We start from the raw sequence: 24690 nt of genomic DNA on the forward strand, positions 1-24690 counted from the left end.
GTTCGGGTTCAAATCCTCACATTCATTGCGGTTGATTCTAATAATCGTTCGCAGTAACACCCCCGCCAATCACAAAGCGGGGCCATTGATGCGCACTCTCCTTCTCCTCTCCACCGCCGCGGCGGCCGTCGGTTCGGCCCTGGTCGTTCAGCCCGTCCATGCCGAGGCGCCCGTCGCGGCCGCCCCCGCCGCAGAGGTCGATCCGGTTGTCGTGCTGGGCACGCGGTCGCGGCGTCTGGCGTCCAATGTTCCCGGCACAGTCAGCGTCATCGACGCGGAACAGATCGAGACGATTCTGGCGACCGACATCAAGGATCTGATCCGGTTCGAGCCCGGCGTCAGCGTTCCGACCTCGCCCGCCCGCTTCGGCCTGGCCCTGTCGGGCGCCGGTCGCGACGGAAACTCGGGCTTCACCATTCGCGGCATGGGCGGTGACCGGGTGCTGATCGTCAACGACGGCGTGCGTCTGCCCTCGGGCTTCTCCTTCGGGGCCCAGGCGGTCGGACGCGGCGGCTACAACGATCTGGACCTGATCAAGTCGGTCGAAATCCTGCGCGGCCCCGCCTCGGCCCTTTATGGTTCGGACGGCATCGCCGGCGCCGTGGCCTTCACCACCAAGGATCCGTCCGATTTCCTGGTCGGCGACCAGACCTTCGGCGCGCGCGCCCGCGTGGCCTATAACTCCGCCGACGAAGGCTGGACGGAAGGGCTGGCGCTGGCGGGCCGTTCGGGTTCGCTGTCCGGCCTGCTGGCCTATACGCGCCGCGACTCCCAGGAGACCGAGAACAAGGGCTCGGTCGGCGGCGTCGGCGCGACCCGCACCCAGCCCAACCCCCAGGACCTCAGCTCCAACGCCTATCTGGGCAAGCTGGTGTGGGAGGTGAACCCCAACCACACCCTGCGGCTGACCTACGACCACCTCGATTCGAAGATGGACGGCGATGCGCTCAGCAGCCGGTCTTCGACCGTCCTGGCGGTTACCGCCCATGACGAGACCCAGCGCGATCGCGTCAGCGGGGATTGGCGCTTCCAGGACTTCGCCGGTCTCAGCGACGGTTCGGTCTCCGTCTATTGGCAGGACTCCACCACGCGCCAATACACGTTCGAGGATCGCGCCACCCTGGCCGACCGGGTGCGCGACGTCACCTTCGACAACACCGTCTATGGGCTGGCGGCGCAAGGTTCGCGCGTCTTCGGTCAGGGCGCGGCGGTGCAGCACCGCGTCACCCTCGGCGGCGACTGGTCGATGACGACGCAGGAAGGCGTTCGTGACGGCGTGGTCCCGCCGGTCGGCGAGACCTTCCCCATCCGCGCCTTCCCCAAGACCGAATACCAGCTGGCCGGCCTGTTCGTGCAGGACGAGATCGAGCTGATGGACGGCGCGCTCAGCATCATCCCGGCCGTCCGTTACGACTGGTACGATCTGTCGCCCAAGGTCGACGCCCGGTTCCCCGCCGCCGCCTCGGGTCAGAGCGACGATCACATCTCGCCCAAGCTTGGCGTGGTTTATTGGACCGGCGCGCACCTGGGCGTCTTCGCCAACTACGCCCTGGGCTTCCGCGCACCCTCGCCGATGCAGGTGAACAACTTCTTCGAGAACCCGGTCTTCGGCTATCGCTCGATCCCGAACCCGAACCTGTCGCCCGAGACCAGCGAAAGCTTCGAGGCCGGCTTCCGTCTGCGCGACATCGATGTGGCGGGCGGCAAGATGCGGCTGAACACCACCGCCTTCGCCACCCACTACGACGACTTCATCGACCAGGTGGCGGTGGCCGGCAGCGGCGTCCCCGGCGTCGATCCGCTGGTCTATCAGTACGTCAACCTGACCGAGGTCGACATCAGGGGCCTGGAGGCCCGCGCCGACATCTATTGGGACAACGGCTTCAGCCTGGTCGGCTCGGCCGCCTACGCCGAGGGCGAACAGACCACCGACGGGCGCCGCACCCAACTGGGCAGCGTCGATCCGTTCAAGCTGGTCGCGGGTCTGAACTACGCCGCGCCATCGGGCGCCTGGGGCGGTTCGGCCACCGTCACCTGGTCGGGCAAGAAGGATCAGGCGACCTATAATCTGACGTGTGGGACGACCTGCTATCTGGGCGACAGCTTCACCCTGTTGGACCTGACCGCCTATTGGAACGTGACGGAGCGGGCCACGCTGCGGGCCGGCGCCTTCAACGTGTTCGACGAAACCTATGGCTGGTGGAGCGACGTGCGCGGCCTGTCCGCCGCCTCGACCGTCAAGGACGCCTACACCCAGCCCGGCCGCAACTTCGGCGTCTCCCTGACCCTGCGACTGTAAGCGACCATGTCCTCTCGAACCTCAAGGAAACGCCCGATGCGCGCCATCCTGATCGCCGCCGCCCTGCTGACCGCGACCGCGCCTGCCGCCCTGGCCCAGCAGGCCGCCGCCCCAGTTGCAGCCACAGCGCCCGCCAACGCTTTCGAACGGGATCGCCAGTCGATCCTGGCCCAGGCCGGCCAGTACCGCGTCCACTTCGACATGCGCGAGAACGTCAGCTTCCGCGCCGACTACGACCCGCTGGAGGAGAAGCTGTCCGGCGGCAGCGAGATCGTGCGCGTCGTCTATGACAAGGGCGACAAGATCAGCCTGCAGCACATCCTGGTCATGGAGCATGGCGGTCAGACCGTCGTGGTCAAACACTGGCGCCAGGACTGGACCTATCAGCCCGAGACGGTCCTGACCTACGCCGGGCCGAACCAGTGGACGCTGACGCCGGTTCCGGCCGACCAGCGCGCCGGCGCCTGGTCCCAGACGGTGTGGCAGACCGACGATTCGCCCCGCTATGGCGGCGTCGGCCATTGGACCTACGACAACGGCCTGTCCGCCTGGACGTCGAACCCGACCTGGCGGCCCCTGGCGCGGCGCGATGCGGTGCGCAATCCGGTCTATGACCGCTATCTGGGCACGAACCGCCATATCCTGAAGCCGGACGGCTGGGTGCATATCCAGGACAATATGAAGATGTCGGGCAAGGCCGGCGGCGAACCCATCGCCATCGTCCAGGAAGACGTCATCAACACCTACGACCGCTCCACCAGCTATTCGCCCCAGGCGGGCGACGACTATTGGGCCAAGACGCAGGGCTTCTGGGCCGCCGTCCGCGACGCCTGGGACGCCGCTGTGGCCGCCCACAATGGCGTCCATCTCGAGGAGGTCGGAGACACAGGCTCGGTCACCGGCACGCCCCTGATGGACCTGGCGCAGTCGGTGGCGGACGGAAAGACCGCCGAGTCCGCCGCCATCGCCCAGGCGCGCACCCTGATCGAACAGGCCACGACACCCCGCTGACCCTTCCCCAGCGCGGACGACTGAAACGGCGGCCGGGCGACCGGCCGCCGTTCTTTTTTGCATTCAGCTCAGGACGACCCGGCCGTTCTCCATGCGGAAGGCGACACCCGTCCGTTGGAACAGCCTGGCGATGACGGCGGACGGATCGGCCGCGCCCTGATCCAGCAACCGCTCGACATCGCCGCGCAGCGACGGATCGCGCGACACCCGCGTCAGGCCGCTCAGCCATTCCTCGCGGCTCAGAACGCCGTCGGGCTGGCGCAGCAGGGGCTTCAGGAAGTCGAACCAATCCCCGCCCGTCCGCTGTCGCTGCGCGCCCTCGGCCGCCAGGGCGAAGACGGCGCCGCAGGCGTAATAGGCCCGGTGTTCGCCGCGCGCGCCCGCCTCGGCCACCGGCCGTTTGGCCAGGTCGGCGCAATCGTCCACCTCGGACTGCAGTTCGGCGCGGTCGTCATAGGTCGCGTCCAGATGCTTCAGCGCACGCACCGCCATCAGGTCGGCTCCGCCCTCGGTGATCCAGGCCTCGTCGGCGAACTGATAGCGGATGGTCTGGCCCAGCCAGAAGTGCGCGCCCTCGTGACCGATGAACCAGCGCGACCGCTCGCGGATTTCCGCCTGGGGCGTGGTCACGCCCCGCCCCTCGAACGACATCACGATCAGGCCGGGCAGGACGCTGCCGCCCATGCTGGTCATCCTCTCCGTCGGGCCGTTCCAGGCCGCCATGACGATGGGCGTGTCGCCGCCGGCGCCGGGCGCGCCCAGCCGGTCGCGATAATATTGACCGACATGCGGGGCGAATTCGCGGATCTCCTCGCCGATCCACGGGGGCAGGTTTGGGTCGATCACGGTGGACAGGCCCTGGCCCGGCGTCACCGTGGCGTCGCCCAGCAAAACATAGTTGCGCTCGTCCGTGGTGGTCAGGGCGTCGCGGCGGCGGCCGTTGAACAGCACCGGCCCGCTGTCGTCGCGCCAGGTCACGCGCGCCGGGCCGCCATCGACCTTTGTACGGTTCAGGTCGTCCGGCACCGCCTCCGCCGCCTGGGGCGAGGCCAGGGCGAAGACGTCCATCTGCCGCGTCGGCAGGGCGACCGCGCCGTTGGAAAACAGCAGGGTCGGATACTCCGCCTCCAGGTCCACGGCCTTCGGCTGGACGCGGAAACGCACCTCGCGCGGCACAGGGCCGCCATCGACGTTGCGGATGATGTCGTAATGGCCGCGCCGCTCCATCACCACGCCGGGCGTCTCCACCGTCCATTGACGCGGCCGCCACGGCTGGCGCGAATCCGTCTCCAGCGCCGAATCCATGAAGGCCCAGACCGGCGCGTCGCGCCCGAACCGATAGTCGATCATCAGCTGTCCGCCCTGGCGCGTCACCATCACCTGGGCGCCGGCGTCATCGAGCGCTGCGGGCCGCGAGATGGTCGGGCCGGCGGCGCAGGCTCCGCCGGTCAGGGCGACAGCGGCAAGCGCAGAGGCGGCGAAGGCGTGGACGCGCAAGGGCGATCTCCTGGCAGTCTGGTGAGGCGAAAAGCTTAGCCGCCGTCAACGCGCCGGGTCAGCTTACGGTTTCGTCACGCTGAGGTCCGATCGAGGGCGCGGCCCGCCGCCGCCAGCTCCCCGGCCATCACCGCCTTCAGCCGTTCGGGCGCCAGGATCGACGCCTGTTCACCCCAGGTGAACAGATGCCAGGCCAGTTCCCGCATCCCCGAGGCGCGAAACCGCACGATCACGCCGCCGTCCGCCTGATCCTCGAAGCTCTGCGTGGGGTGCCAGCGCCAGCCCCTGGCCTCGGCCGCGCCTTCCGGCGCAATGCGGATGACCACATCCTCGATCTCGTCCTGATAGATGCCGAACGACTGGCTGGCGAAGACCGCCAGGTCGAAATCGGCGGGCGGCGCGGCCAACCCCTCCTGCGGGGCCACATGGCTCATCCGGTCCAGGCGGAAGGTCTGGATGCGTCCGGTCTCGCGGTCGGCGGCGACCAGATAGTTGGCCCGGCCGAACATGACGCCGCAGGGCGCCACGCTGCGCCGACGCGGCTCGGCCCCCGGTCGGGAATAGGTGAAACCCAACGGCTGCTGCGCCAGCACCGCGCCCCGGATGGCGGTCAGCATCGCCTCGTCCGCCGATGGGCGCGGCCCCGCCTGGACAGCGATGGTCTCCGCCCGCACCAGCGCTTCCAGGTCCGGCGCCATCCGGTTCAGGGTGGTGGATCGCATCGCGGCCTTCAACTTGCGCTCTAGCGCCTCCAGCGCCGCCGCCCGCGCCGGCTCGCCCGCCGCGCGCAAGGCCGAAGCGGCCTTGGTCAACTCCAGCATCTCGGTCGCCGTCGGCGCCTGTTCGAACGCCGACAGGCCGCCGCGGATGCGCCAGCGTTTGGTGGGCGGGTCGGACACCTCCTCGGCCTGGGGGAACAGCATCAGGACGGCGTCGCGCATCCGTTCGGCGGTGCGGCGCCCGGTGCGCATGTCGCGCGCCATCTCGTCCAGCGTCAGCCCCTCGGCGCTGGCGGCCATGCGCCGCGCCAGCTCGATCACCATGGCCGCCTTGTCGTGTCTCACCGCGCCTCCCGAATGCTACGTCCGTTTCTGACGCAACAGTGGTGCAAAACATCATCATCGACAAGAGGCCCCCGCTTCCAGGAGATCGTCACATGGCCCGCTTTCAACCGACGTCCGCCGTCAACGCCAGCCGCTACATCATCGTGCCCTGCGAGGCGGAGGGGTCGTCCGACCTGGCGGTGATCTGGGATCGGCTGGAGGAACAGGTGGTCGATGTCATCTCGGCCGCCGCCAGCCGTCGCTACTCCGACGAGGACATGCTGTGGGACGAAGGCCGGGCCGCCGAAACCGCGACGGAATGGCGGATGGCGGCCTGAACCGTTCAGGCTGTCCTGGGCTTGGTCCAGCGGTCGATCATCCGCTGGGCCGGCTGTTCCACCAGCCGGTGCGCGACGACGGCGACCGCGACGATCAGGCCGAACATGGCGATGGCGAACAGGTCGTTCAGCCACACCGAGCCGAAGTCGATCCGTCGCCCGTTCGGCAGCCAGTCCAGCTTGCGCCCGACGATCAGCATGACCGTCAGGATGAACATATGGACCATGTAGATGGCGAAGGACCATCGCCCCAACGTCACCAGCGCAGGCCGGTCCAGCAGGCGTGACAGGGCCCCGTTCTCGCCCGCGAACACCCAGACCAGCCCGACGAAGACCAGGGTGACGGCCACCGTGATCGGCCCCGTGGCCCAGCCGATGAAGACACAGGCTGCAATGACGGCCGCGACCTCCAGCCCCGTGGCCGCCGCGCCCTTCAGGCGGGGAATGCGGGTCCATACGCCCTGCAGCAGACAGCCCAGGAAGAAGCCATAGACGGCGCGCGGCACCGCGAAGTCGAACGTCGTGTTCATCCAACGGCGGGCGTAGGCCAAAACCAGCAGGCCGCCTATGATCGCCAGGACCAGGCCGATCCAGCGGAACCGTCTAGGCGCGATCAGCACCAGTCCGGCGAAGATCAGATAGCAGGCCCACTCCGCGCTCAGCGTCCAGGCCGGCCCGTTCCAGGTCAGATAGGGATGGACGTGCCACGCCTGAATCAGCGCCAGATTGGTGAAGATGGCCTCGACCGAGCGATCGCGCGTGAACGGCGCCGCCCCGTCGAAATGGAAGACCAGCCGCGCCAGCTCCAGCCCCAAGAAAGCCCCAAGCATCAGCAGATGCAGCGGCCAGATGCGCCCGAACCGCCGCAACATGAACCGCCCCGCATCCCGCCCCGACTTCAAGCGCTCGGCATAGGCATGGGCGATGACGAAGCCCGACAGCACGAAGAAATAGTCCACGAACAGATAGGCGTGCTGGATGAAGCCCCAGTCCCGCCAGTGGCTGGCGACGGGCATATGGAACATGACCACCAGGATGGCGCAGACCCCGCGCAGGGAATCCAAGGCTTCGAAACGTTGGTGCGCGACGATCTTCACGGGCGCGTGATAACGGGTCTTCAAGCGGTGCGATAGAGGCAAGCATGGGCGCTGGCGCGCTGAGATTTCTCAGCGCCCCGTGACGACTTTCCAGCCATCGTTCAAATAGATGAACTGGATCGAGCCACCTGCGCCTTTCGATGAGGCGAACGCCTCATAAAGTATGCCGGGTTCGAGCGGGCGCGCCGAGGTCCTCGGCTCGAAATCGGTCGGCGCGTGTCCGTATGTGATCTCCGAACCCGGCGCACACGCGCCATTTCTCGCCACCACATCCCACAGCCGGTCTTGAGGGTCCGACGCCTTGACGACCCACAGCCGATCCAGACACGTCGTGGGCTGCATGATCCATGGCGCGGTGATCGCGATGCGGGGCGCCTCCAACTCACCATCGATCCTCAGCCACAGTTGATAACTGCATCCCCCCAGGATCAGCAGCAGTCCCAAGATCGTCAGCCGCCGCATCACAGCCCCTTCACGATCCCCTCGACCATCTTCTTGGCGTCGGCGAACAGCATCATGGTGTTGTCGCGGAAGAACAGCTCGTTCTCCACGCCCGCATAGCCCGAGCCCATGCCGCGCTTGATGAACAGCACGGTCCCCGCCTTCTCCACGTCCAGGATCGGCATGCCGTAGATGGCGCTGGTCGGGTCGGTCTTGGCGGCCGGGTTGGTAACGTCATTGGCGCCGATGACGAAGGCCACGTCGGCTGTGGCGAACTCGGCGTTGATGTCCTCCAGCTCGAACACCTCGTCATAGGGGACGTTGGCCTCGGCCAGCAGGACGTTCATATGGCCCGGCATCCGGCCGGCGACGGGGTGGATGGCGTATTTCACCTCGACGCCCTCTTCCTTCAGCTTGTCGGCCATTTCGCGCAAAGCGTGCTGGGCCTGGGCCACCGCCATGCCGTAACCGGGCACGATGATGACCTTGGAGGCGTTCTTCATGATGAAGGCGGCGTCCTCGGCCGAGCCCTGTTTGACCGGGCGCGTCTCCTTGGCGCCGCCGGGACCGGCCGCCGCATCGCCGCCGCCGCCGAAGCCGCCCAGAATGACCGAGACGAAGCTGCGGTTCATGCCCTTGCACATGATGTAACTGAGGATCGCGCCCGACGATCCGACAAGGGCGCCGGTGATGATCAGGGCGATGTTCTCCAGCGTGAAGCCCAGGGCCGCAGCCGCCCAGCCGGAGTAGGAGTTCAGCATCGACACCACGACCGGCATGTCCGCGCCGCCAATGGGGATGATCAGGGTCGCGCCCAGGATCAGGGCGATCAGGAAGACGCCCCAGAAGGCCCATGTCGCCGCGCCAGCCGTGCCGATCAGAATGCCGATCAGGAAGACCAGGCCCAGCGCAAGGCCGACGTTGATCAGGTGCCGCGCGGGCAGGATGATCGGCGCCCCGCTCATGTTTCCATTCAGCTTGGCGAAGGCGATGACCGAACCGGTGAAGGTGATGGCCCCGATGGCGACGCCCAGGCTGAGTTCGATGATCGACAGCGTCTTGATGCCCACGCCGTCGTCGGACAGGATTCCAAAGGCGTCGGGCGCATAGATGGCGCCGATGGCGACCAGACAGGCGGCCATGCCGACCAGACTGTGGAAGGCGGCGACCAGCTGCGGCATGTCGGTCATGGCGACCCGCTTGGCGATCAGCGCGCCGGCCCCGCCGCCGACGATGACCCCGCCCGCGATCAGGGCCAGGGTCACCGAGTCCAGCGCCCCTGTCGTGCCCAGCGTCAGCAGGGTCACGCCGATGGCCAGGGCCATGCCGATCATGCCGAAGGTGTTGCCCTGCCGGCTGGTCTCGGGGCTGGACAACCCCCGCAACGACAGGATGAACAGGACCCCCGAAACCAGATAGGCCAGTGCGGCCAGCGATGCGTTCATCACGCCCCTCCCCTCAAGACGTGCGGGCCAGCCGCCACAGGGCGGCGGCGATGAACAAGGGGCCGATGAAGAACAGGGCCCATTCGAAGACGCCCAGCGGCCGATCCTGCGTCACCACGCGAACCAGGATGGCCGAAAAGACCAGGGCGATGCCGCAGTCGTGCAGCCGCTGGCGCTTGATCGGAACCTTGGTCCCGAACCACCCATACAGCCACAGGCCGAAGCCGACGCCGGTGGCGATCCATGATCCGGTGACGGCGATCTGCGCGGCGTCGGTCACGTCGTGACCTTGGGAGCCGGCCGCTCCTTCTTCTTGTACATGGCCAGCATCCGCCGCGTGACCATGAAACCGCCGAAGATGTTGACGCTGGCCAGGGTGACGGCGACGACGCCGGCGCCCTTGGCGATCCAGGCGCTAGGGCCGGTCGCATCGCCCGACACGGCCGCCGCCGCGATCAGGCCGCCGACGATGATGACGCTGGAAATGGCGTTGGTCACGGCCATCAGCGGCGTGTGCAGGGCCGGCGTCACCGACCAGACGACATAATAGCCGACGAAGATCGCCAGCACGAAGATGGCCAGACGGAAGACGGTGGGATCGACGTGTTCCATGGTCAAACCTCCTGTTTCGTTTTCTGTGCGATGCGACCACGATGGGCGAAAAGGTCCACCGCCAGCCAGACGGCCTGGGCCGCCAGATAGACGACGCCCGCATCCCATCTCGGCGGCCCGCCATTGGCGAAGCCCGCCGCCGCCAGCACCATGGCGATCAGGCCAGACGCCAGATTGACCACGACGTAGCGAGCATAGCCTGCGCGCCAGGCTTTCGTGAGCCAAAGCAGAAGGCGGCTGATCAGAAAGGTCGGAACCAGAGCAGCAATGAAGGTGATCATCCCCTCACCCCCTCATGCACCACGGCCCCGGCGTTGGTGACGATCGCCGCCTTCAGGATTTCGTCTTCCAAGTCGACGCCGATAGCCCCGTCCTTGATCAGCAGGCCGACGAAGGCGGTCAGGTTGCGGGCGTAGAGGGCGCTGGCGTCGGCGGCGATGCGGCCGGGCAGATTGGCCCAGCCGACGATGGTGACGCCGTTCGAAGTGGTCACGACCTCGTTCAGTTTTGAGCCTTCGACATTGCCACCCGCCTCGACCGCCAGATCGACGATGACCGAGCCGGGCTTCATCGAGGCGACGTGGGCGGCGGTCAGCAGCACCGGGGCGGCGCGGCCGGGGATCAGGGCGGTGGTCACCACCACGTCCTGTTTGACGATGTGGGTCGCGGTCAGTTCGGCCTGTTTGGCCTGGTATTCCGCCGACATCGGCTTGGCGTATCCGCCGGCGGTCTGGGCGTTCCTGAACTCCTCGTCCTCGACGGCCAGGAATTTGGCGCCCAGGCTTTCGACCTGTTCCTTGGTGGCGGGGCGCACGTCGGTGGCGGTCACGACGGCGCCCAGGCGACGCGCGGTGGCGATGGCCTGAAGCCCGGCGACGCCCACGCCCATGATGAAGCATTTGGCGGCGGCGACGGTGCCGGCCGCCGTCATCATCATCGGAAAGCCCTTGCCATAGGCGTAGGCCGCCTCGATCACCGCCCGATATCCGGCCAGGTTCGCCTGGGACGACAGCACGTCCATCACCTGGGCGCGGGTGATGCGGGGCACGAACTCCATGGCGAAGGCGGTGGCCTCAGCGCCGCGCAGGGCCTCGACCGTGGCCTTGTCGCGATAGGCGTCCAGCATGGCGATCACGATGGCGCCGGGTTTCAGCGCGCTGGTCTCCTGGGCCGTGGGGCCGCGCACCTTCAGCACGATGTCGGCGGCGTCCAGCACTGCGCGGGTGTCCGGCTTCACAACCGCGCCGGCGGCGGCGTAGTCGGCGTCGGCGATGGACGAGCCCAGGCCCGTCCCGGCCTCGACCGTGACGGTCGCGCCCAGGGCGATCAGCTTCTTGACGGTCTCGGGCGTGACGGCGCAGCGCGTCTCGCCTTCGCGACGTTCACGGGTGACGGCGATAGCGACGGCCAAGCGAATCCCCTCGTTCTTCTCGTTGAACGAAGGTTAGGCCGTTCCGGCGCAAGCCGTCAAAGCACGGTTATGCCAAAGCTTGGAGAGACGCCGCGATTTCCGTCCGCGCAAAGCGTGAACCGCGCACGCCTTGGATCAGTGCGCGGCGCCGGGCTTGGACTTCAAGGCCACGAAGCCCACCCCGCCCAGGACGACGGCGCCGATAAGCGCGACCATGAAGCTGCCGCCCGGATGGAACCACAGCGTCAGGAAGACCAGCAGAACCGCGATGGCCAGACTGCCCCATTTGGCCAGGGTCAGGAACAGGCGGTAGGTCGAGATCTGCTCGCGCACCTCCATATGGCCGCGCATATAGCTCTGCGCGTCGGCGTCCGCAGGACCTGTGGCGGTGTGGTCGTGGTCGGCCATGGCGTTCTTCCCCTCGTCGTTCCTTGCGCGCGACTATACCCGCGCCGTCGCACGGCTCAAGCCCGGCTGGTCAGCCCAGCGCCTCGAACTGATCGACCAGCCGCTCCAGTCGCTGGCAACCCACGCTCCAGAACGCCGGATCGCGCGGGTCCAGGCCGAACGGCTTCAGCGCCTCGACATAGGTGCGCGATCCGCCCCCGGCCAGCAGTTCCCGATACAGCGGCGTGAAGCCCGCCGGATCGTTGCGCCGCGCCTCCATCAGGGCCGCGACCAGCAAGTCCCCAAACGCATAGGCATAGACGTAGAAGGGCGAGTGGACGAAGTGGCTGACATAGGCCCACCAGTGTTCGTAGCCGGGGTTCAGCTTGACCGCCGGTCCCAGCGAGGCGCCCATCTCCTCCAGCCATATCTGGTTGATGCGCGGCTGGGAGACTTCGCCCTTCAGCCGCTCGTCATGGAATCGGGTCTCGAAACGGTGGAAGGCGATCTGGCGGACCACGGTGTTCAGCCCGTCCTCGATCCGGCCGGCCAGCAGGCCGCGCTGCTCGGCCTTGGGCGCCGTCGCCAGCAGCCGGTCGAACGTCAGGCCCTCGGCGAAGATGGAGGCCGTCTCGGCCAGGGTCAGCGGCGTGTCGGCCAGAAGCGTGCCCTGATCCGCCGCCAAAGTCTGGTGAACGCCGTGTCCCAGTTCGTGGGCCAGGGTCAGGACGTCGCGCCGCTCGCCCATCCAGTTCAGAAAGACATAAGGGTGCCGGTCAGCGGTGACGGGGTGGGCGTAGGCGCCAGACTGTTTGCCCGCCCGCGCCCGGCCGTCGATCCACGGCTTGTCGAAGAAGCCGCCGGCCCGTTCGGCGAAATCGCCGCCCAGGTCCGAGAAACTGTCCAGCACGATCTCTCGCCCCTGGCTCCAGGTGAAGGCGCGCGGGGTGGTGGTCTCGATGGGGGCGTTGCGGTCCCAGTGGTCCAGCCGCGTCTTGCCCATGGCCTTGGCCTTCAGGGCGTAATAGCGATGCGACAGGCGCGGATAGGCGGCCGCCACCGCCTCGGCCATGGCGTCCACGGCCTCGCCATCGACCTCGTTGCCCAGGTGGCGGCTGTCGGCGGGGCGTTTGAAGCCGCGCCAGCGATCCTCCATCGCCTTGTCGGCGGCGACGGTGTTCAGCACCAGGGCCAGCGTCGGGGCACGGGCGGCCAGGGCCTCAGACAAGCCCTCGACGGCGGCCTTGCGACGCGCCGGCTTGGCGTCCGACAGGCGGTTCAGCGCCTCGGCGAGGGTCAAATTCTCGTTTCCCGCCTTTGCCCGCAACGCGGCCAACTGCTCGTCGAACAGGCGCGGCCATTGGGCCGTGATCGGGCCGCGTTCGGCGATGAACGTCTCCAGCTCGGCCGACAGTTCGTGCGGCTTCATCGCCCGCACCCGCCGCAGCCACGGCCGCCAGCGCGCGGCTGCGGCGTGGGCGCCCAAGGCCGCCTCCAGCCGCACGTCGTCGATCTGATTGATCTCCAGCGTCAGCCAGACGGTGGGGGTGGCGATGGCGGTGATCTTCTCGCGCACGTCCGCCTCGAACCCCTGGGCCGCCGCATCGTCGCGCGCGGTCGAGGCCGACAGGAAGGCGTAGGCGCCCAGGGCGCCCAGCACGTCCGACGCCTGCTCATACAGATGGATCGCCTGGTCAAGCAGCGCGCTCAGCGCGGCCGCATCCCTCTCTGCGGCCAGTCGCCCCTGAAGCGCGTTCAGGGCGTCGACCAAATCCCTGGCTCTTTCCAGATCCGCCCCGACCCGCGCATCGTCGCGCGAGGCGTAGAGGTCGGTCAGGTCCCACAGCGGGGCTTCGGCGTTGGGCGTCTTGAAGGGCGCGTTCATGGCCTTGTTTTGGGGATTGCCCGTCCCAGATGCAACGTCCGAAAGACGCCAGACCGATTTCCGCCCATGGCCTACATCACGGCTCATGACCTGGCGCATCCGATCCCTTCCCTTCAGTCCGTTCGCGTCGATGTTCGCGCTCGACGCCGCCGCCTTGGCCGCCCAGGGCGCGCGTCGCATGACCGCGACCCAACCTCACGCCGCCCCCTGCCGGGTCAGTCTGACGGACGCGGCCGTCGGCGAAACACTGATCCTGACGAACCGGGCGCACATTGACGATCCCGCCTCCCCCTACCGCGGCGCCGGCCCGATCTTCGTGCGCGAGGGCGCGCGTCGCGCCCATCCCGAGGCTGGCGATATTCCCGACATGCTGGCGCGTCGCCTGCTGTCTGTTCGCGCGTATGACGCCGACTGGATGATGGTCGAAGCCGACGTGGTGGACGGCGTGCGCCTGGGCGATCAACTCGATGCCTGGTTCACCCGAACGGATGTGCGCGAAATCCATCTGCATACGGCGAGGCGCGGCTGCTACATGGCGGCGGTCGACCGGGGCTGAGACCTTTCGCCTGACGTGGCGAGCGTCGCCATCCTGGGTTAGGACGGTCCCATGACCGATCAGACGCATCACGATACAGGCCGGATCGCTCTCGGTGGATCGACCGGACGGGCGGTGGGCAGGCTGGCGACCGGCCTGGTCCAGGGGGTGGCGCTTTATCTGCTTTATCTGGCGGCCGATGGTCGGGTGTGGCCCGCGACCCAACCGGCCCTGTTCGGCGCCCTGGCGCTGGCGATGGGCTATGGCCCGGTGGTCGTGCTGGCGGCGGCGGGGCGGATCAAGCCGGCGGCCGTGATCCTGTGGACGACCGTCGCCGCACTCGTTCTGGCGCTGCTGGGGGCACACGACGTGGCGCGTCAGACGATGGACAGTTCGCGTCAGCCGCCCTTCCTCGCCTTTCCGATCCTGGCGTTCGGGGCGGCGGCCCTGTTCATCGCCCATCATCTGATCGTGCCGGCGATCCGCGAGCGGCGCTGGGTCGTCGATTACTCCGAATATTTCGACATCGCCTGGAAAGCCGGGGTGCAGCTGGCGCTGTCGGTGGGCTTCACCGGCGCCTTCTGGCTGCTGCTCCATCTCGGCGCGGCCCTGTTCAAGATGATCGGTTTGTCCTTTCTGCAGACGATGCTGGGCGAGGCCTGGTTCTCCATTCCCGTCACGGCCCTGACCTTCGCCACGGCGGTTCAGCTGACCGATGTGCGCGACGGTCTGATCCGGGGCGTGAGAACCGTCGCCCTGATGCTGCTGTCGTGGCTTCTGCTGGTCATTACGGTTCTGGTCGCCGGTTTCCTGGCCGCCCTGCCCTTCACCGGGCTGGACGGATTGTGGGAGACGCGCAGCGCCACGGCCCTGGTCCTGTCGGCCGCCGCCGCCCTGATCGTGCTGATCAACACGGCCTATCAGGACGGTCGTCCCGACAATCTGCCGCCTGCTGCGTTGAGATACGGCGTCCGCGCCGCCTCGGTCCTGATCGCGCCGCTGGTCGTATTGGCGGTCTGGGGACTGGCCCTGCGGATCGGCCAGCACGGTCTGACGCCCGACCGCATCATCGCCGCCGCCTGCGCCCTGGTCGGCGCGGTCTATGGCGCTGGCTATCTGTTCGCGGCGTTTAGGCCCGGCGGCTGGATGAGGCCGCTGGAGCGGACGAACGTGATCGCCGCCGTCCTGTCGGTCTTGATCATCCTGGCCCTGTTCAGCCCGTTGGCCGACCCGGCGCGACTGTCGGTCAGGGATCAGATCGCACGGCTGGAACGCGGCGCGGTGTCGGCGCGGAACTTCGACTACGATTTCCTGCGGTTCAAGAGCGGCAAGGCCGGCGTCGCCGCGCTGGACAGGCTGACGCGCTCCGCCGATCCCGAAACCGCGCGCCTGGCCCGCGCCGCCAAGGCCCGGACCTATCCCTCAGGGACCACGGCGGCGGAACGCGACGCCTGGATCGCCGGCATCCGCATTCGCCCCGCGCCCGGCCAGACCGTGCCCGCCGACTTCATGGCGCAGTTGGAGCGTCAGGACGACCTTCTCCATGTTTGCACCCAAACGACGCCGTGCCTGTCGCGCCGCATGGATCTGAACGGCGACGGTCGCCAGGATCTGCTGGTGGCCGGCAGCCGCTTCATCACGGCCTATGGTCTGGACGACGCGGGCCAGTGGCGACGCCTGGCGCGCTATACGATCCCCTGCGACACGGCGGAGGACGCCCTGGACGCGGAACTGGCCAAGGGCGCCGCCGCCGCCCCGTCCGCCCTGCCCGACCTGATCGTCAGCGGGCGAAAACTGCAGGCTCAGCCCGAGACCGACTGTGACGCCGGCCGCCGAGGTTAATGCGGCGAACACCATGCCCTCTCACCCGATTTTCACCTCGCCGGCCTAGAAATCGTCCCGAAACGATCCATCCCGACAGGGTGGGCGAAAGTGCAAGGGACCGCTCCATGGCCAAGACCATTCTGGTCGTCGACGACGATCCGACCCAGCGCCGGCTGATCCAGGCCGTGCTGGAGCGGGATGGATACGCCGTGGTCCATGCGGCCGGCGGCGGCGAGGCCATCGACCGGATGACCCAGGGCGGCGGGGCGGACCTGATCCTGCTGGACATGGTGATGCCCGAGATGTCGGGCCTGGAATGTCTAGCCGAACTGCGCAGCGCGGGCGTCGCCGAGCCGGTGATCGTGCTGACCGCCAACGGCGGCATCGACATGGTGGTCAAGGCCATGCAGGCCGGGGCCCAGGACTTCTTCGTCAAGCCTGTGGGGCCGGAACGGCTGCTGGTCGGGGTGCGCAACGCCCTGCAGATGAAGCGGCTGACGGCCGAGGTCGGACGTCTGACCAAGCGCGCCCAGGGCCGCACCAGTTTCGACGACATCGTGGGCGACAGCGCCCCGATGCGTATGGTCAAGGCGCTGGGCGCCCGCGCCGCCAAATCCTCCATCCCCGTCCTGATCACCGGCGAGAGCGGCGTGGGCAAGGAGGTCATCGCCCGCGCCCTGCACGGCGCCAGCGACCGGGCCGGCAAGCCTTTCGTGGCGGTCAACTGCGGCGCCCTGCCCGCCAATCTGATCGAATCCATCCTGTTCGGGCACGAGAAGGGCGCCTTCACCGGGGCGGTCGACAAGACGCTGGGCAAGTTCCGCGAGGCGGACGGCGGCACCCTGTTTCTGGACGAGATCGGCGAACTGCCGCTGGACATGCAGGTCAAGCTGCTGCGCGCCCTGCAGGAAGGCGAAATCGATCCCGTCGGCGGCAAGCGGCCGGTCAAGATCGACGTCCGCATCGTCTCGGCGACCAATCGCGACCCGGCCCAGCAGGTCAAGGACGGCGCCTTCCGCGAGGACCTGTTCTATCGCCTGAACGTGTTCCCGATCGAGGCCCCGTCCCTGCGCGACCGGCGCGAGGACATTCCGGCCCTGGTCGAACATTTCATCGCCCGCTTCAACGCCGAGGAAGGCAAGCGGATCGCGGGCTGCGCGCCCGAGACCCTGGCCCTGCTGCAAGGGTTCGACTGGCCCGGCAATGTCCGTCAGCTTGAGAATGCGGTGTTCCGCGCCATCGTCCTGGCCGATGCCCCCTTCCTGCAACCGCACGATTTCCCCGCCATCTCCGGCGTCGCCGCCCCCCTGCCCGACGCGCGCCCGCTCCAGGCCGCAACGGCAGCCAACGCCCAGACCGAGGCGGCCGCCGCCGGCGACCAGCCCATCCGCATCCTGGACGACCGCGGCCATCTGCGGACCCTGGAAGACATCGAACGCGACCTGATCCAGCACGCCATCGAGGTCTATGCCGGCCACATGAGCGAGATCGCCCGTCGCCTCGGCATCGGCCGCTCGACCCTGTACCGCAAGGTCCGGGAGCAGGGGCTGGAGGGGCAGTTGAAGGAGGCGGGGTGAGGGCCAGCGAGTCTCCCCCCTGCTTCGCGGGGAGGTGGCGCGGCGCTTCTTCAGCGCCGTGACGGAGGGGCCGGTTCCGCATCACCGGTGCCGATCCTGTTTCAAGAGCCCTTCCACCGCTTCGCGGTCCCCCTCCCCATTTCACGAGGAGGAGACAGTCAGTCCGGCGTCTTGCGCCCCCACCGCCGTTTCGGCTCCTCGCCCTTGGCCTTGGCGGTGATCTCTTTCAGCTTGCGGCCCTGCATGGCGGACAGGGCCTGGCCGGGGGCGCCTTTTTCAGGGTCGGCGAAGGCGCGGCCGTGGGTCTTCACCCGCTCGCCGACCGAATCGAGGAACTCGCCCTCCCAGTCGGACAGAGAAACGCCCGCCTTCTCTGCCGAGCGGCGGGCGCGTTTCAGGGCGTTCAGGGCCGCGCGCTGAGCGGCCTTGCGTTGGGCTTCAAAGGGGCTTGGCGGCGGTTTTCGCTTCAAGCCGGGTCAGCCTCAGATCTCGCCCAGCGCCGACATATAGAGGTCCAGGATGGCGTCCTCTTCCTGGCGCTTGGCCTTGTCCTGCTTGCGGATGCGGATGACCTTGCGCAGGATCTTGACGTCGTAGCCCTCGCCCTTGGCCTCGGCGAAGACCTCCTTCATGTCGGTCATGACGGCCTGTTTGTCCTCTTCGAGGCGCTCCAGCCGCTCGATGATGGTGCGCAGGCGCCCTTGCGCGGTCGAGGTGAGAACGTCGGGACCACCGTCGAACGAAGCGTCGTCAGCCATGGGGAAATACTCCAGAAATCAGGCGCGGACGCTAACCATGACGGCCGGCGCGCGACAACCGCGAACACGAAAAAGGCCGCGGATGAAAATCCGCAGCCTGTGGATCGTCAGCAAGACGCTGCGCGCGCACGCCGCCGAAGCGGCGCGCAGGCCCGTCAGCTTAGCCCTGCTTGGCCTTGAAGCGCGGGTCGGTCTTGTTGATGACGAAGACGACGCCCTTGCGACGCACGACCTTGCAGTCGCGGTGGCGGGTCTTCAGGGACTTGAGCGAGCTACGGACCTTCATGGTCGGACGTCCTGAGAGAAACCAATAAGAAAGCCGCTGACCCGGTCGGATCGCGGCGGAGGCGGTCGTATAGAGAGAGGGGTTCAGAAGGTCAAGCCGCCAAAGGCCGAAACCGCAGAAAACCCAGTCCCCGTCTGCTCTGCGAGCTGTTTCCCCTAACGTGCTAAGTGGCGCGAAGCGCGATGGCACGACAAAAACCATGGAGGCCTGACCTCCGAGTCGAACGGAGGGTTTACGGGGTTGCACGCCCGTTGCGTCGCCACTCCGCCATCAGGCCGTCAGAGGACGGTGCGATGATACGCCGCAGGCGTTAAGGCGTCGACGAAAAACAGGGTTAATGACGCCGATGCGCGAACGGCAAGGCAACGCTTTCGCCTCACGGGCGCTTTAATCGCCGTGAAACTAGGCATTCGCGCGGATGTCATTTCACGTCGGACCCTGGGGGCTTTAGTTTGAATCTCATGCGCTTTTCCTACCGCCTTCTTCTGATCGGGTGCGTCTCGGCCTGTGCGCCCATGCTGCCCGAGCCGCAGGTCGCCCTGCCGACGCACCAGCCCCAGCCGCAACCGGGCGCCCCCGTCACGGCCCCCGCCCCCACGCCGCAGACCCCGCCGCTGGCCGCCTATGACCAGCAGGGGTTCGAGGGCTGGAAACAGGGGTTCCTGGCGCGCAAGGGCGGCGCCCGCCGCGCCGAATACGCCCGCGAACTGGACGGCCTGACGCCCGACCCGACCGTGGTGCGGCTGGATCGGAACCAGCCGGAATTCTCCAAGCCCGCCGGCGCCTATGTGCAGAACGCCGTGACCTCGGTGCGGATCGCCCAGGCCAAGCAGCGAATCGATCGCGTGCCGTGGTCGGTGGTCCAGCGCTTCGGCGTGCCCAGCGAAATCCTGGTCGGCGTCTGGGCGCAGGAAAGCGCCTTCGGTCAGGTGCAGGGCGACTATGACGTCATCCGTTCGCTGGCGACCCTGGCCTATGACGGTCGCAGGCGGGATTGGGCCGAAGGCCAGTTGAAGGATGCGCTGGACATCGTGGTGGACGGCCGGCGCGAGCGGTCGGGGCTGAAGGGCAGTTGGGCCGGCGCCATGGGCCAGACCCAGTTCATGCCCGACAACTATCTGCGCCTGGGCGTGGACCAGGACGGCGACGGCAAGGTGGACATCTGGGGCGACGACGCCGACGCCCTGGCCTCGGCCGCCAACCTGCTGGCCCAGGCCGGATGGAAGCGCGGCCAGGGCTGGGGTTATGAGGTCGTCCTGCCCTCCGGGTTCGACTATGCCGAGGCGGAAGGGCCCAAGCACGACTGGGCCTATTGGGCGGCCAAGGGCGTGCGCCTGGCGCAAGGCGGAACGCCGAACGGCGCCGAGGCGCTAGAAGAGGCGACCATTCTGTTGCCGCAAGGGGCGAACGGACCGGCCTTCCTGGCCCTGCCGAACCACTATGTGATCCGCCGCTACAACAACTCGGTCAGCTATGCGCTGGCCATCGGCCTGACGGCGGACGGCATCATGGGCAAGCCCGCCCTGACCAAGGCCTGGCCCAACGACCCGTCGATGTCGCGTGACCAGCGGATCGGGGCGCAGCGGGCGTTGACCAAGCTGGGCTATGACACCCAAGGCGTGGACGGGGTGATCGGGTCCAACACCCGCGCGGCCCTGCGCCGCTGGCAGATCGCCACGGGCCGGATCGCCGACGGCTATCTGACGCCGACGCTGGCGGACGAACTGATCCGCCGGGCGGGCTGAGAGCGTAACGCCAGGAATGGTTCGACGCGCCTGCCGTTCACGGGCGGAAGGGATGGAAGGCTAGATCAACCCCGCCAGGGGCGACGAGGGGTCGGCGTACATCCGCTTGGCCATCCGTCCGGCCAGATAGGCGTCGCGGCCGGCGATGACGGCGTGTTTCATGGCGCGGGCCATGCGGATGGGGTCTTTCGCTCCGGCGATGGCGGTGTTCATCAGCACGGCGTCGCAGCCCAGCTCCATCGCGCGGGTCGCGTCCGAGGCGGTGCCGACGCCGGCGTCGACCAGCACAGGCACCTTGGCCTGTTCGACGATCAGGCGGATGTTGACCTCGTTCTGGATGCCGAGCCCTGAGCCGATCGGCGCGGCGGCGGGCATGATGGCGGCGGCGCCGGCGTCTTCCAGCCGCTTGGCCATCACAACGTCGTCGGTGCAATAGACCATGACGTCGAACCCGTCCTTGATCAGCAGGTCCAGCGCCCGCAGCGTCTCGATCATGTCGGGATACAGGTGGGCGGTGTTGGACAGCACCTCCAGCTTGACCAGGCTCCACCCGCCCGCCTCGCGCGCCAGGCGCAGGGTCCGCACGGCATCCTCGCCGGTGAAACAGCCGGCGGTGTTGGGCAGGAAGGTGAAGCGGTCAGGCTTCACATGGTCGACCAGCATCGGCTGGGTCGGGTCCGACAGATTCACCCGCCGCACGGCCACGGTCACGATCTCGGCCCCCGCAGCCTCGGCGGCGGCGGCGTTCTGGGCGTAGTCGGCGTATTTGCCGGTGCCCACAATCAGGCGCGAGGTGAAGGTGCGGCCCGCGACGGACCAGGTTTCGGAGGCTGTATCGGTCATGGGGCTGACCTAAGCCTCCGACGGCCTCAGGGAAAGCCGTCGTTGCCGGATTTGATCGCGATCACCCCCCCCCCACGAACTGGACCAGTTCGATGCGGTCGCCCGACGCGATGGGGGTGGAGGCGTGAAGCGAGCGGGGCACGATTTCCAGATTGCGCTCGACCGCCACCTTGCGCGGGTCCAGCGCCAGTTCTTCGACCAGGGCCAGTATGGTGACGGCTTGGACCAGGCGGGGTTCGCCGTTCAAATGGATCTGGTTCATGGCGGCTCTCCGTCTGGCGTGTTGCGCAGATAGACGGCGGCGGGCGACTTCGCCAGACCGCCGCAAGCCGCCGGGACGATTGCCCCGGCGTAAACTTCGATACGGCGACCGTTTGACCCGCGAGCCGCGTCCGCTAAAAGGCCCCTCTTGCGCTGCGATGCGCAGGCTCGATTCCTGGAACCCCACTTTCACGCGCCCTATGTCGGACATCCCCGTCATCCATGTGCTGAACGGCCCCAATCTGAACCTGCTCGGGGTTCGGGAGCCGGACATCTATGGCCGCGACACCCTGGCGGACATCGAGCAGCGGTGCGTCAAGGCGGCGGGCGGGGCGCAGGTCGTGTTTCGCCAGACCAACCACGAGGGCGTGCTGGTCGACTGGATCCAGGAGGCGCGCGAAGCCGCCCAGGCTCTGATCCTGAATCCGGCCGCCTATGGGCATACGTCGGTGGCGCTGCACGATGCGTTGAAGACGCTGTCGATCCCGGTGATCGAGCTGCATCTGTCCAATCCGGCGGCGCGCGAGGCGTTTCGCCATCACTCCTATGTGTCGTCCGCGGCGACCGGCGTGATCGCCGGTTTCGGCGCGAGCGGCTATGAACTGGCCGTCCAGGCGGCCCTGACCCTGATCCGGGAACGGCCCTGAGGGCCGCCCGTTCGCTTACACACACGAAAGACAAGGCGCATTCCAATGGCCGATGACAAGAAACACGCCGAGATCGACGCCGCCCTGGTTCGCCAGCTGGCCGAGATACTGAACGAGACCGACCTGACCGAGGTCGAGGTCGAACGCGGCGAACTGCGCATCCGCGTCGCGCGCGAGATCACCGTCAACGCCGCCCCGGTGCAGTACGCCGCCGCCCCGGCCCCGGTCGCCGCCGCGCCCGCCGCCGCTACTGCTCCGGCCGCCATGCCCAGCGATCCGGCGACCATCGTCGCCCGCGCCGGCGAAGAGGTGAAGTCGCCGATGGTCGGCACCGCCTATCTGCAGCCGTCGCCCGAGGCGCCGGCCTTCGTCCAGCCGGGCGACAAGGTCAAGAAGGGCCAGACCCTGCTGATCGTCGAAGCCATGAAGACGATGAACCCGATCCAGGCCCCGCGCGACGGCGTGGTCGCCGACATCCTGGTCGGCGACGCCCAGCCGGTCGAGTTCGGCGAAGCCCTCGTCCTGCTCGAGGCGTAAGCCATGTTCACCAAGGTTCTGATCGCCAATCGCGGCGAGATCGCCCTGCGGGTCCACCGGGCCTGCAAGGAGATGGGCATATCCACCGTCGCCGTCCATTCCGAGGCCGACCGGGGCGCCATGTGGGTGCGTCTGGCGGACGAGAGCGTCTGCATCGGCCCGGCCTCGGCCGCCAAGTCGTATCTGAACATCCCCTCGATCATCGCGGCGGCGGAAATCACCGGCGCCCAGGCGATCCACCCCGGCTATGGCTTCCTGTCGGAGAACGCCCGCTTCGCCGAGATCGTCGAGGCCCACGGCATGACCTTCATCGGTCCCAAGCCCGAGCACATCCGGGTCATGGGCGACAAGATCAGCGCCAAACAGACGGTCAAGGACGCAGGGATTCCCGTCGTCCCCGGTTCGGACGGCGAGGTCGAGACGGTCGAGGCCGCCATCGAGGCGTCCAAGTCCATCGGCTTCCCGCTGATCGTCAAGGCGGCGGCGGGCGGCGGCGGACGCGGCATGAAGGTCGCCCTGACGCCCGACGATCTGGTCGAGGCGGTGCAGACCGCCCAGTCCGAGGCCAAGGCCGCCTTCGGCAACGGCGCCGTCTATATGGAGCGCTACCTCCAGAAGCCGCGCCACATCGAGATACAGGTCATCGCCGACAGTCACGGCAATGTCGTGCACTTGGGCGAACGCGACTGCTCGTTGCAGCGCCGTCACCAGAAGGTGCTGGAAGAGGCTCCCTCGCCCGCCCTGTCGGCGGAGGGTCGCAAGCAGATCGGCGAGACGGTCAACAAGGCCATCGCCGCCATCGGATACCTGGGCGTCGGCACGATCGAGTTCCTGTGGGAGGACGGCGAGTTCTTCTTCATCGAGATGAACACCCGCCTGCAGGTCGAACACCCGGTCACCGAAATGATCACCGGCGTGGATCTGGTTCGCGAACAGGTGCGGATCGCCGCCGGTCTGCCTCTGTCGTTCACCCAGGACGACATTGAGTTCAAGGGCCACGCCATCGAGGTGCGGATCAACGCCGAGAACCCCGAGACCTTCACCCCGTCGCCGGGCAAGATCACCGACTTCCACGCGCCGGGCGGCTTGGGCGTGCGACTGGATAGCGCCATCTACGCCGGCTATTCGATCCCGCCCTATTACGACAGCCTGATCGGCAAGCTGATCGTCCACGGCCGCGACCGCGAAGAGGCCATCGCGCGCCTGAAGCGGTCGCTGGGCGAGGTCGTCATCGGCGGCGTCGACACCACCATCCCCCTGTTCCAGAAGCTGCTGGCCGAGCCGGACATCCTGTCGGGCGACTACGACATCCACTGGCTTGAGAAATGGGCCGCCCGTCAGAAGGGCGACGCCTGACCGACCGCGATTTCAGCGCCAGCGGGCCTTTCGGCGGTTTCGGCCCCGAGGACCTGCTGGCCTGTTACGCCCGGGGCGTGTTTCCGATGGCCGAGGCGCGCGACGATCCGCGCGTCTTCATCATCGAGCCGGACCAGCGGGGCGTCATTCCGCTGGACGCCTTCCATATCCCCGGCCGCCTGCGCCGCACCGTCAGGGGCGAACCGTTCGAGGTGCGGGTCGACACCGCCTTCGAGGCGGTGCTGGACGGCTGTGCGGCGGCGCAAGGGCCGGATCGCGAAGACACCTGGATCAACGCGCCGATCAGGCGGCTGTATGCGGCCCTGTTCGCCATGGGTCATGTCCACTCCATCGAATGCTGGCGCGACGAGCGGCTGGTCGGCGGGCTGTATGGCGTGTCGCTGGGCGGGGCCTTTTTCGGCGAGAGCATGTTCAGCCGCGAGCGCGACGCTTCGAAGGTGGCGCTGGTGCATCTGGTCGCGCGATTGAGGAAGGGCGGCTGGACGCTGCTGGACGCGCAGTTCCTGACCGATCACCTCAGCCAGTTCGGGGCGGTGGAGACGCCGCAGGCGGCCTATCTGAGGCGGCTGGCGCCCGCGCTGAAGGTCGCGCCTGATCAGACGGCCCTGACCGCGCCCCTGACCGGCGCCGAAGCGGTCGCTTCAGCCAGCGCCTAAGTCCGAAAAGAGCGGTCTTTCAGTTCGTCATTCCGGGGCTGAGCGGAGCGCGGAACCCGGAACCCAGGGCCACATGCGCGTTGCTGCCCCATTCAACGGCCCACGCGCCTTTCCTGGGTTCCGGGATCGTCCTTCGGACGCCCCGGAATGACGTCAGTAGAATTGAACCTGGTCTGTC

The 24690-nt window shown here is 67.8% G+C and carries 27 protein-coding genes; 11 read left to right on the forward strand and 16 right to left on the reverse strand.

Going from position 1 to position 24690, the window contains the following annotated elements:
* Positions 1-88 precede the first annotated feature (88 nt).
* Complete coding sequence (locus tag B3Z70_RS11610; RefSeq protein WP_292020779.1) at positions 89-2299, forward strand: TonB-dependent hemoglobin/transferrin/lactoferrin family receptor; 2211 nt, start codon at positions 89-91, stop codon at positions 2297-2299.
* Between the two features lie 36 nt (positions 2300-2335).
* Positions 2336-3310 (forward strand): DUF6607 family protein, encoded by a 975-nt coding sequence (locus B3Z70_RS11615; protein WP_292020781.1) that lies wholly within the window; start codon positions 2336-2338, stop codon positions 3308-3310.
* Between the two features lie 63 nt (positions 3311-3373).
* Here B3Z70_RS11615 and B3Z70_RS11620 read toward each other — a convergent pair whose 3' ends face one another.
* Entirely contained in the window at positions 3374-4807 is a 1434-nt protein-coding gene (locus tag B3Z70_RS11620) for a hypothetical protein (RefSeq protein WP_292020783.1), read from the reverse strand.
* 74 nt (positions 4808-4881) lie between these two features.
* The gene (locus tag B3Z70_RS11625) at positions 4882-5871 is read right to left on the reverse strand and encodes a helix-turn-helix transcriptional regulator (protein WP_292020785.1); all 990 of its coding nucleotides are present in this window, start codon (positions 5869-5871) and stop codon (positions 4882-4884) included.
* A gap of 92 nt (positions 5872-5963) precedes the next feature.
* Between B3Z70_RS11625 and B3Z70_RS11630 the strand changes: the two genes are divergently transcribed.
* Entirely contained in the window at positions 5964-6188 is a 225-nt protein-coding gene (locus tag B3Z70_RS11630) for a hypothetical protein (RefSeq protein ID WP_292020787.1), read from the forward strand.
* Positions 6189-6193: 5 nt separating this feature from the next.
* Here the strand turns inward: B3Z70_RS11630 and B3Z70_RS11635 are convergent, their stop codons facing one another.
* From B3Z70_RS11635 to B3Z70_RS11675, 9 genes are all read right to left on the reverse strand, one after another.
* On the reverse strand, positions 6194-7309 hold the full coding sequence (locus tag B3Z70_RS11635) for an acyltransferase family protein (RefSeq protein ID WP_292020788.1): 1116 nt from the start codon (positions 7307-7309) through the stop codon (positions 6194-6196).
* A 45-nt stretch (positions 7310-7354) separates the two neighbouring features.
* Positions 7355-7747 (reverse strand): hypothetical protein, encoded by a 393-nt coding sequence (locus B3Z70_RS11640; protein WP_292020790.1) that lies wholly within the window; start codon positions 7745-7747, stop codon positions 7355-7357.
* Positions 7747-9171, reverse strand: coding sequence for an NAD(P)(+) transhydrogenase (Re/Si-specific) subunit beta (locus B3Z70_RS11645; protein ID WP_292020792.1), 1425 nt, complete (start codon positions 9169-9171; stop codon positions 7747-7749). The genes B3Z70_RS11640 and B3Z70_RS11645 overlap by 1 nt, the downstream gene beginning before the upstream one ends.
* Positions 9172-9184: 13 nt before the next feature.
* Entirely contained in the window at positions 9185-9451 is a 267-nt protein-coding gene (locus B3Z70_RS11650; protein WP_087119857.1) for a hypothetical protein, read from the reverse strand.
* Positions 9448-9783: an NAD(P) transhydrogenase subunit alpha gene (locus tag B3Z70_RS11655; RefSeq protein ID WP_292020794.1), complete on the reverse strand. Its 336-nt coding sequence runs from the start codon at positions 9781-9783 to the stop codon at positions 9448-9450. Before B3Z70_RS11655 ends, B3Z70_RS11650 begins: the two co-directional genes overlap by 4 nt.
* Positions 9784-9785: 2 nt before the next feature.
* Complete coding sequence (locus B3Z70_RS11660) at positions 9786-10064, reverse strand: hypothetical protein (protein ID WP_292020796.1); 279 nt, start codon at positions 10062-10064, stop codon at positions 9786-9788.
* Positions 10061-11194, reverse strand: coding sequence for a Re/Si-specific NAD(P)(+) transhydrogenase subunit alpha (locus B3Z70_RS11665; RefSeq protein ID WP_292020798.1), 1134 nt, complete (start codon positions 11192-11194; stop codon positions 10061-10063). Before B3Z70_RS11665 ends, B3Z70_RS11660 begins: the two co-directional genes overlap by 4 nt.
* 135 nt (positions 11195-11329) lie before the next feature.
* The gene (locus tag B3Z70_RS11670) at positions 11330-11602 is read right to left on the reverse strand and encodes an aa3-type cytochrome c oxidase subunit IV (RefSeq protein ID WP_292020800.1); all 273 of its coding nucleotides are present in this window, start codon (positions 11600-11602) and stop codon (positions 11330-11332) included.
* A gap of 70 nt (positions 11603-11672) precedes the next feature.
* Entirely contained in the window at positions 11673-13466 is a 1794-nt protein-coding gene (locus tag B3Z70_RS11675) for a M3 family oligoendopeptidase (protein WP_292045607.1), read from the reverse strand.
* A 130-nt stretch (positions 13467-13596) separates the two neighbouring features.
* Between B3Z70_RS11675 and B3Z70_RS11680 the strand changes: the two genes are divergently transcribed.
* The 3 genes from B3Z70_RS11680 (at position 13597) to B3Z70_RS11690 (ending at position 17402) form a co-directional block, all read left to right on the forward strand.
* A complete protein-coding gene (locus tag B3Z70_RS11680) occupies positions 13597-14022 on the forward strand; it encodes a DUF1203 domain-containing protein (protein WP_292045609.1) in 426 nt (141 codons plus the stop codon).
* Between the two features lie 51 nt (positions 14023-14073).
* A complete protein-coding gene (locus B3Z70_RS11685) occupies positions 14074-15843 on the forward strand; it encodes a DUF4153 domain-containing protein (RefSeq protein ID WP_292020805.1) in 1770 nt (589 codons plus the stop codon).
* Between the two features lie 107 nt (positions 15844-15950).
* Positions 15951-17402, forward strand: coding sequence for a sigma-54-dependent transcriptional regulator (locus B3Z70_RS11690; RefSeq protein WP_292020807.1), 1452 nt, complete (start codon positions 15951-15953; stop codon positions 17400-17402).
* A 158-nt stretch (positions 17403-17560) separates the two neighbouring features.
* On the opposite strand, the gene B3Z70_RS11695 is transcribed toward B3Z70_RS11690, so the two are convergent.
* From B3Z70_RS11695 to ykgO, 3 genes are all read right to left on the reverse strand, one after another.
* On the reverse strand, positions 17561-17872 hold the full coding sequence (locus B3Z70_RS11695; protein ID WP_292020810.1) for a hypothetical protein: 312 nt from the start codon (positions 17870-17872) through the stop codon (positions 17561-17563).
* A gap of 12 nt (positions 17873-17884) precedes the next feature.
* Positions 17885-18160 (reverse strand): DUF2312 domain-containing protein, encoded by a 276-nt coding sequence (locus tag B3Z70_RS11700; RefSeq protein WP_248118868.1) that lies wholly within the window; start codon positions 18158-18160, stop codon positions 17885-17887.
* 160 nt (positions 18161-18320) lie between these two features.
* Positions 18321-18446: a type B 50S ribosomal protein L36 gene (gene ykgO, locus B3Z70_RS11705; RefSeq protein WP_008263184.1), complete on the reverse strand. Its 126-nt coding sequence runs from the start codon at positions 18444-18446 to the stop codon at positions 18321-18323.
* A 461-nt stretch (positions 18447-18907) separates the two neighbouring features.
* Between ykgO and B3Z70_RS11710 the strand changes: the two genes are divergently transcribed.
* Positions 18908-20191: a lytic murein transglycosylase gene (locus B3Z70_RS11710; RefSeq protein WP_292020811.1), complete on the forward strand. Its 1284-nt coding sequence runs from the start codon at positions 18908-18910 to the stop codon at positions 20189-20191.
* A 60-nt stretch (positions 20192-20251) separates the two neighbouring features.
* On the opposite strand, the gene B3Z70_RS11715 is transcribed toward B3Z70_RS11710, so the two are convergent.
* Together B3Z70_RS11715 and thiS are read right to left on the reverse strand one after the other, a co-directional pair.
* A complete protein-coding gene (locus B3Z70_RS11715; protein ID WP_292020813.1) occupies positions 20252-21034 on the reverse strand; it encodes a HisA/HisF-related TIM barrel protein in 783 nt (260 codons plus the stop codon).
* A 61-nt stretch (positions 21035-21095) separates the two neighbouring features.
* Entirely contained in the window at positions 21096-21296 is a 201-nt protein-coding gene (gene thiS, locus B3Z70_RS11720; RefSeq protein ID WP_292020815.1) for a sulfur carrier protein ThiS, read from the reverse strand.
* A 199-nt stretch (positions 21297-21495) separates the two neighbouring features.
* Here thiS and aroQ point away from each other — a divergent pair, with 199 nt between their 5' ends.
* The 4 genes from aroQ to aat are packed head-to-tail and all read left to right on the forward strand — an operon-like array spanning position 21496 to position 24512.
* Positions 21496-21942 (forward strand): type II 3-dehydroquinate dehydratase, encoded by a 447-nt coding sequence (gene aroQ, locus B3Z70_RS11725; protein WP_292020817.1) that lies wholly within the window; start codon positions 21496-21498, stop codon positions 21940-21942.
* Between the two features lie 45 nt (positions 21943-21987).
* Positions 21988-22479 (forward strand): acetyl-CoA carboxylase biotin carboxyl carrier protein, encoded by a 492-nt coding sequence (accB, locus tag B3Z70_RS11730; protein ID WP_292045611.1) that lies wholly within the window; start codon positions 21988-21990, stop codon positions 22477-22479.
* A gap of 3 nt (positions 22480-22482) precedes the next feature.
* Positions 22483-23835 carry an acetyl-CoA carboxylase biotin carboxylase subunit gene (gene accC, locus B3Z70_RS11735; protein WP_292045613.1) on the forward strand — a complete coding sequence of 451 codons (1353 nt, stop codon included), beginning with the start codon at positions 22483-22485 and terminating at the stop codon, positions 23833-23835.
* Positions 23805-24512: a leucyl/phenylalanyl-tRNA--protein transferase gene (gene aat, locus B3Z70_RS11740; protein WP_292020110.1), complete on the forward strand. Its 708-nt coding sequence runs from the start codon at positions 23805-23807 to the stop codon at positions 24510-24512. The genes accC and aat overlap by 31 nt, the downstream gene beginning before the upstream one ends.
* The last annotated feature ends 178 nt before the right edge of the window (positions 24513-24690 follow it).

The organism is Brevundimonas sp. UBA6550, assembly GCF_002434505.1.
GTDB lineage: Bacteria > Pseudomonadota > Alphaproteobacteria > Caulobacterales > Caulobacteraceae > Brevundimonas.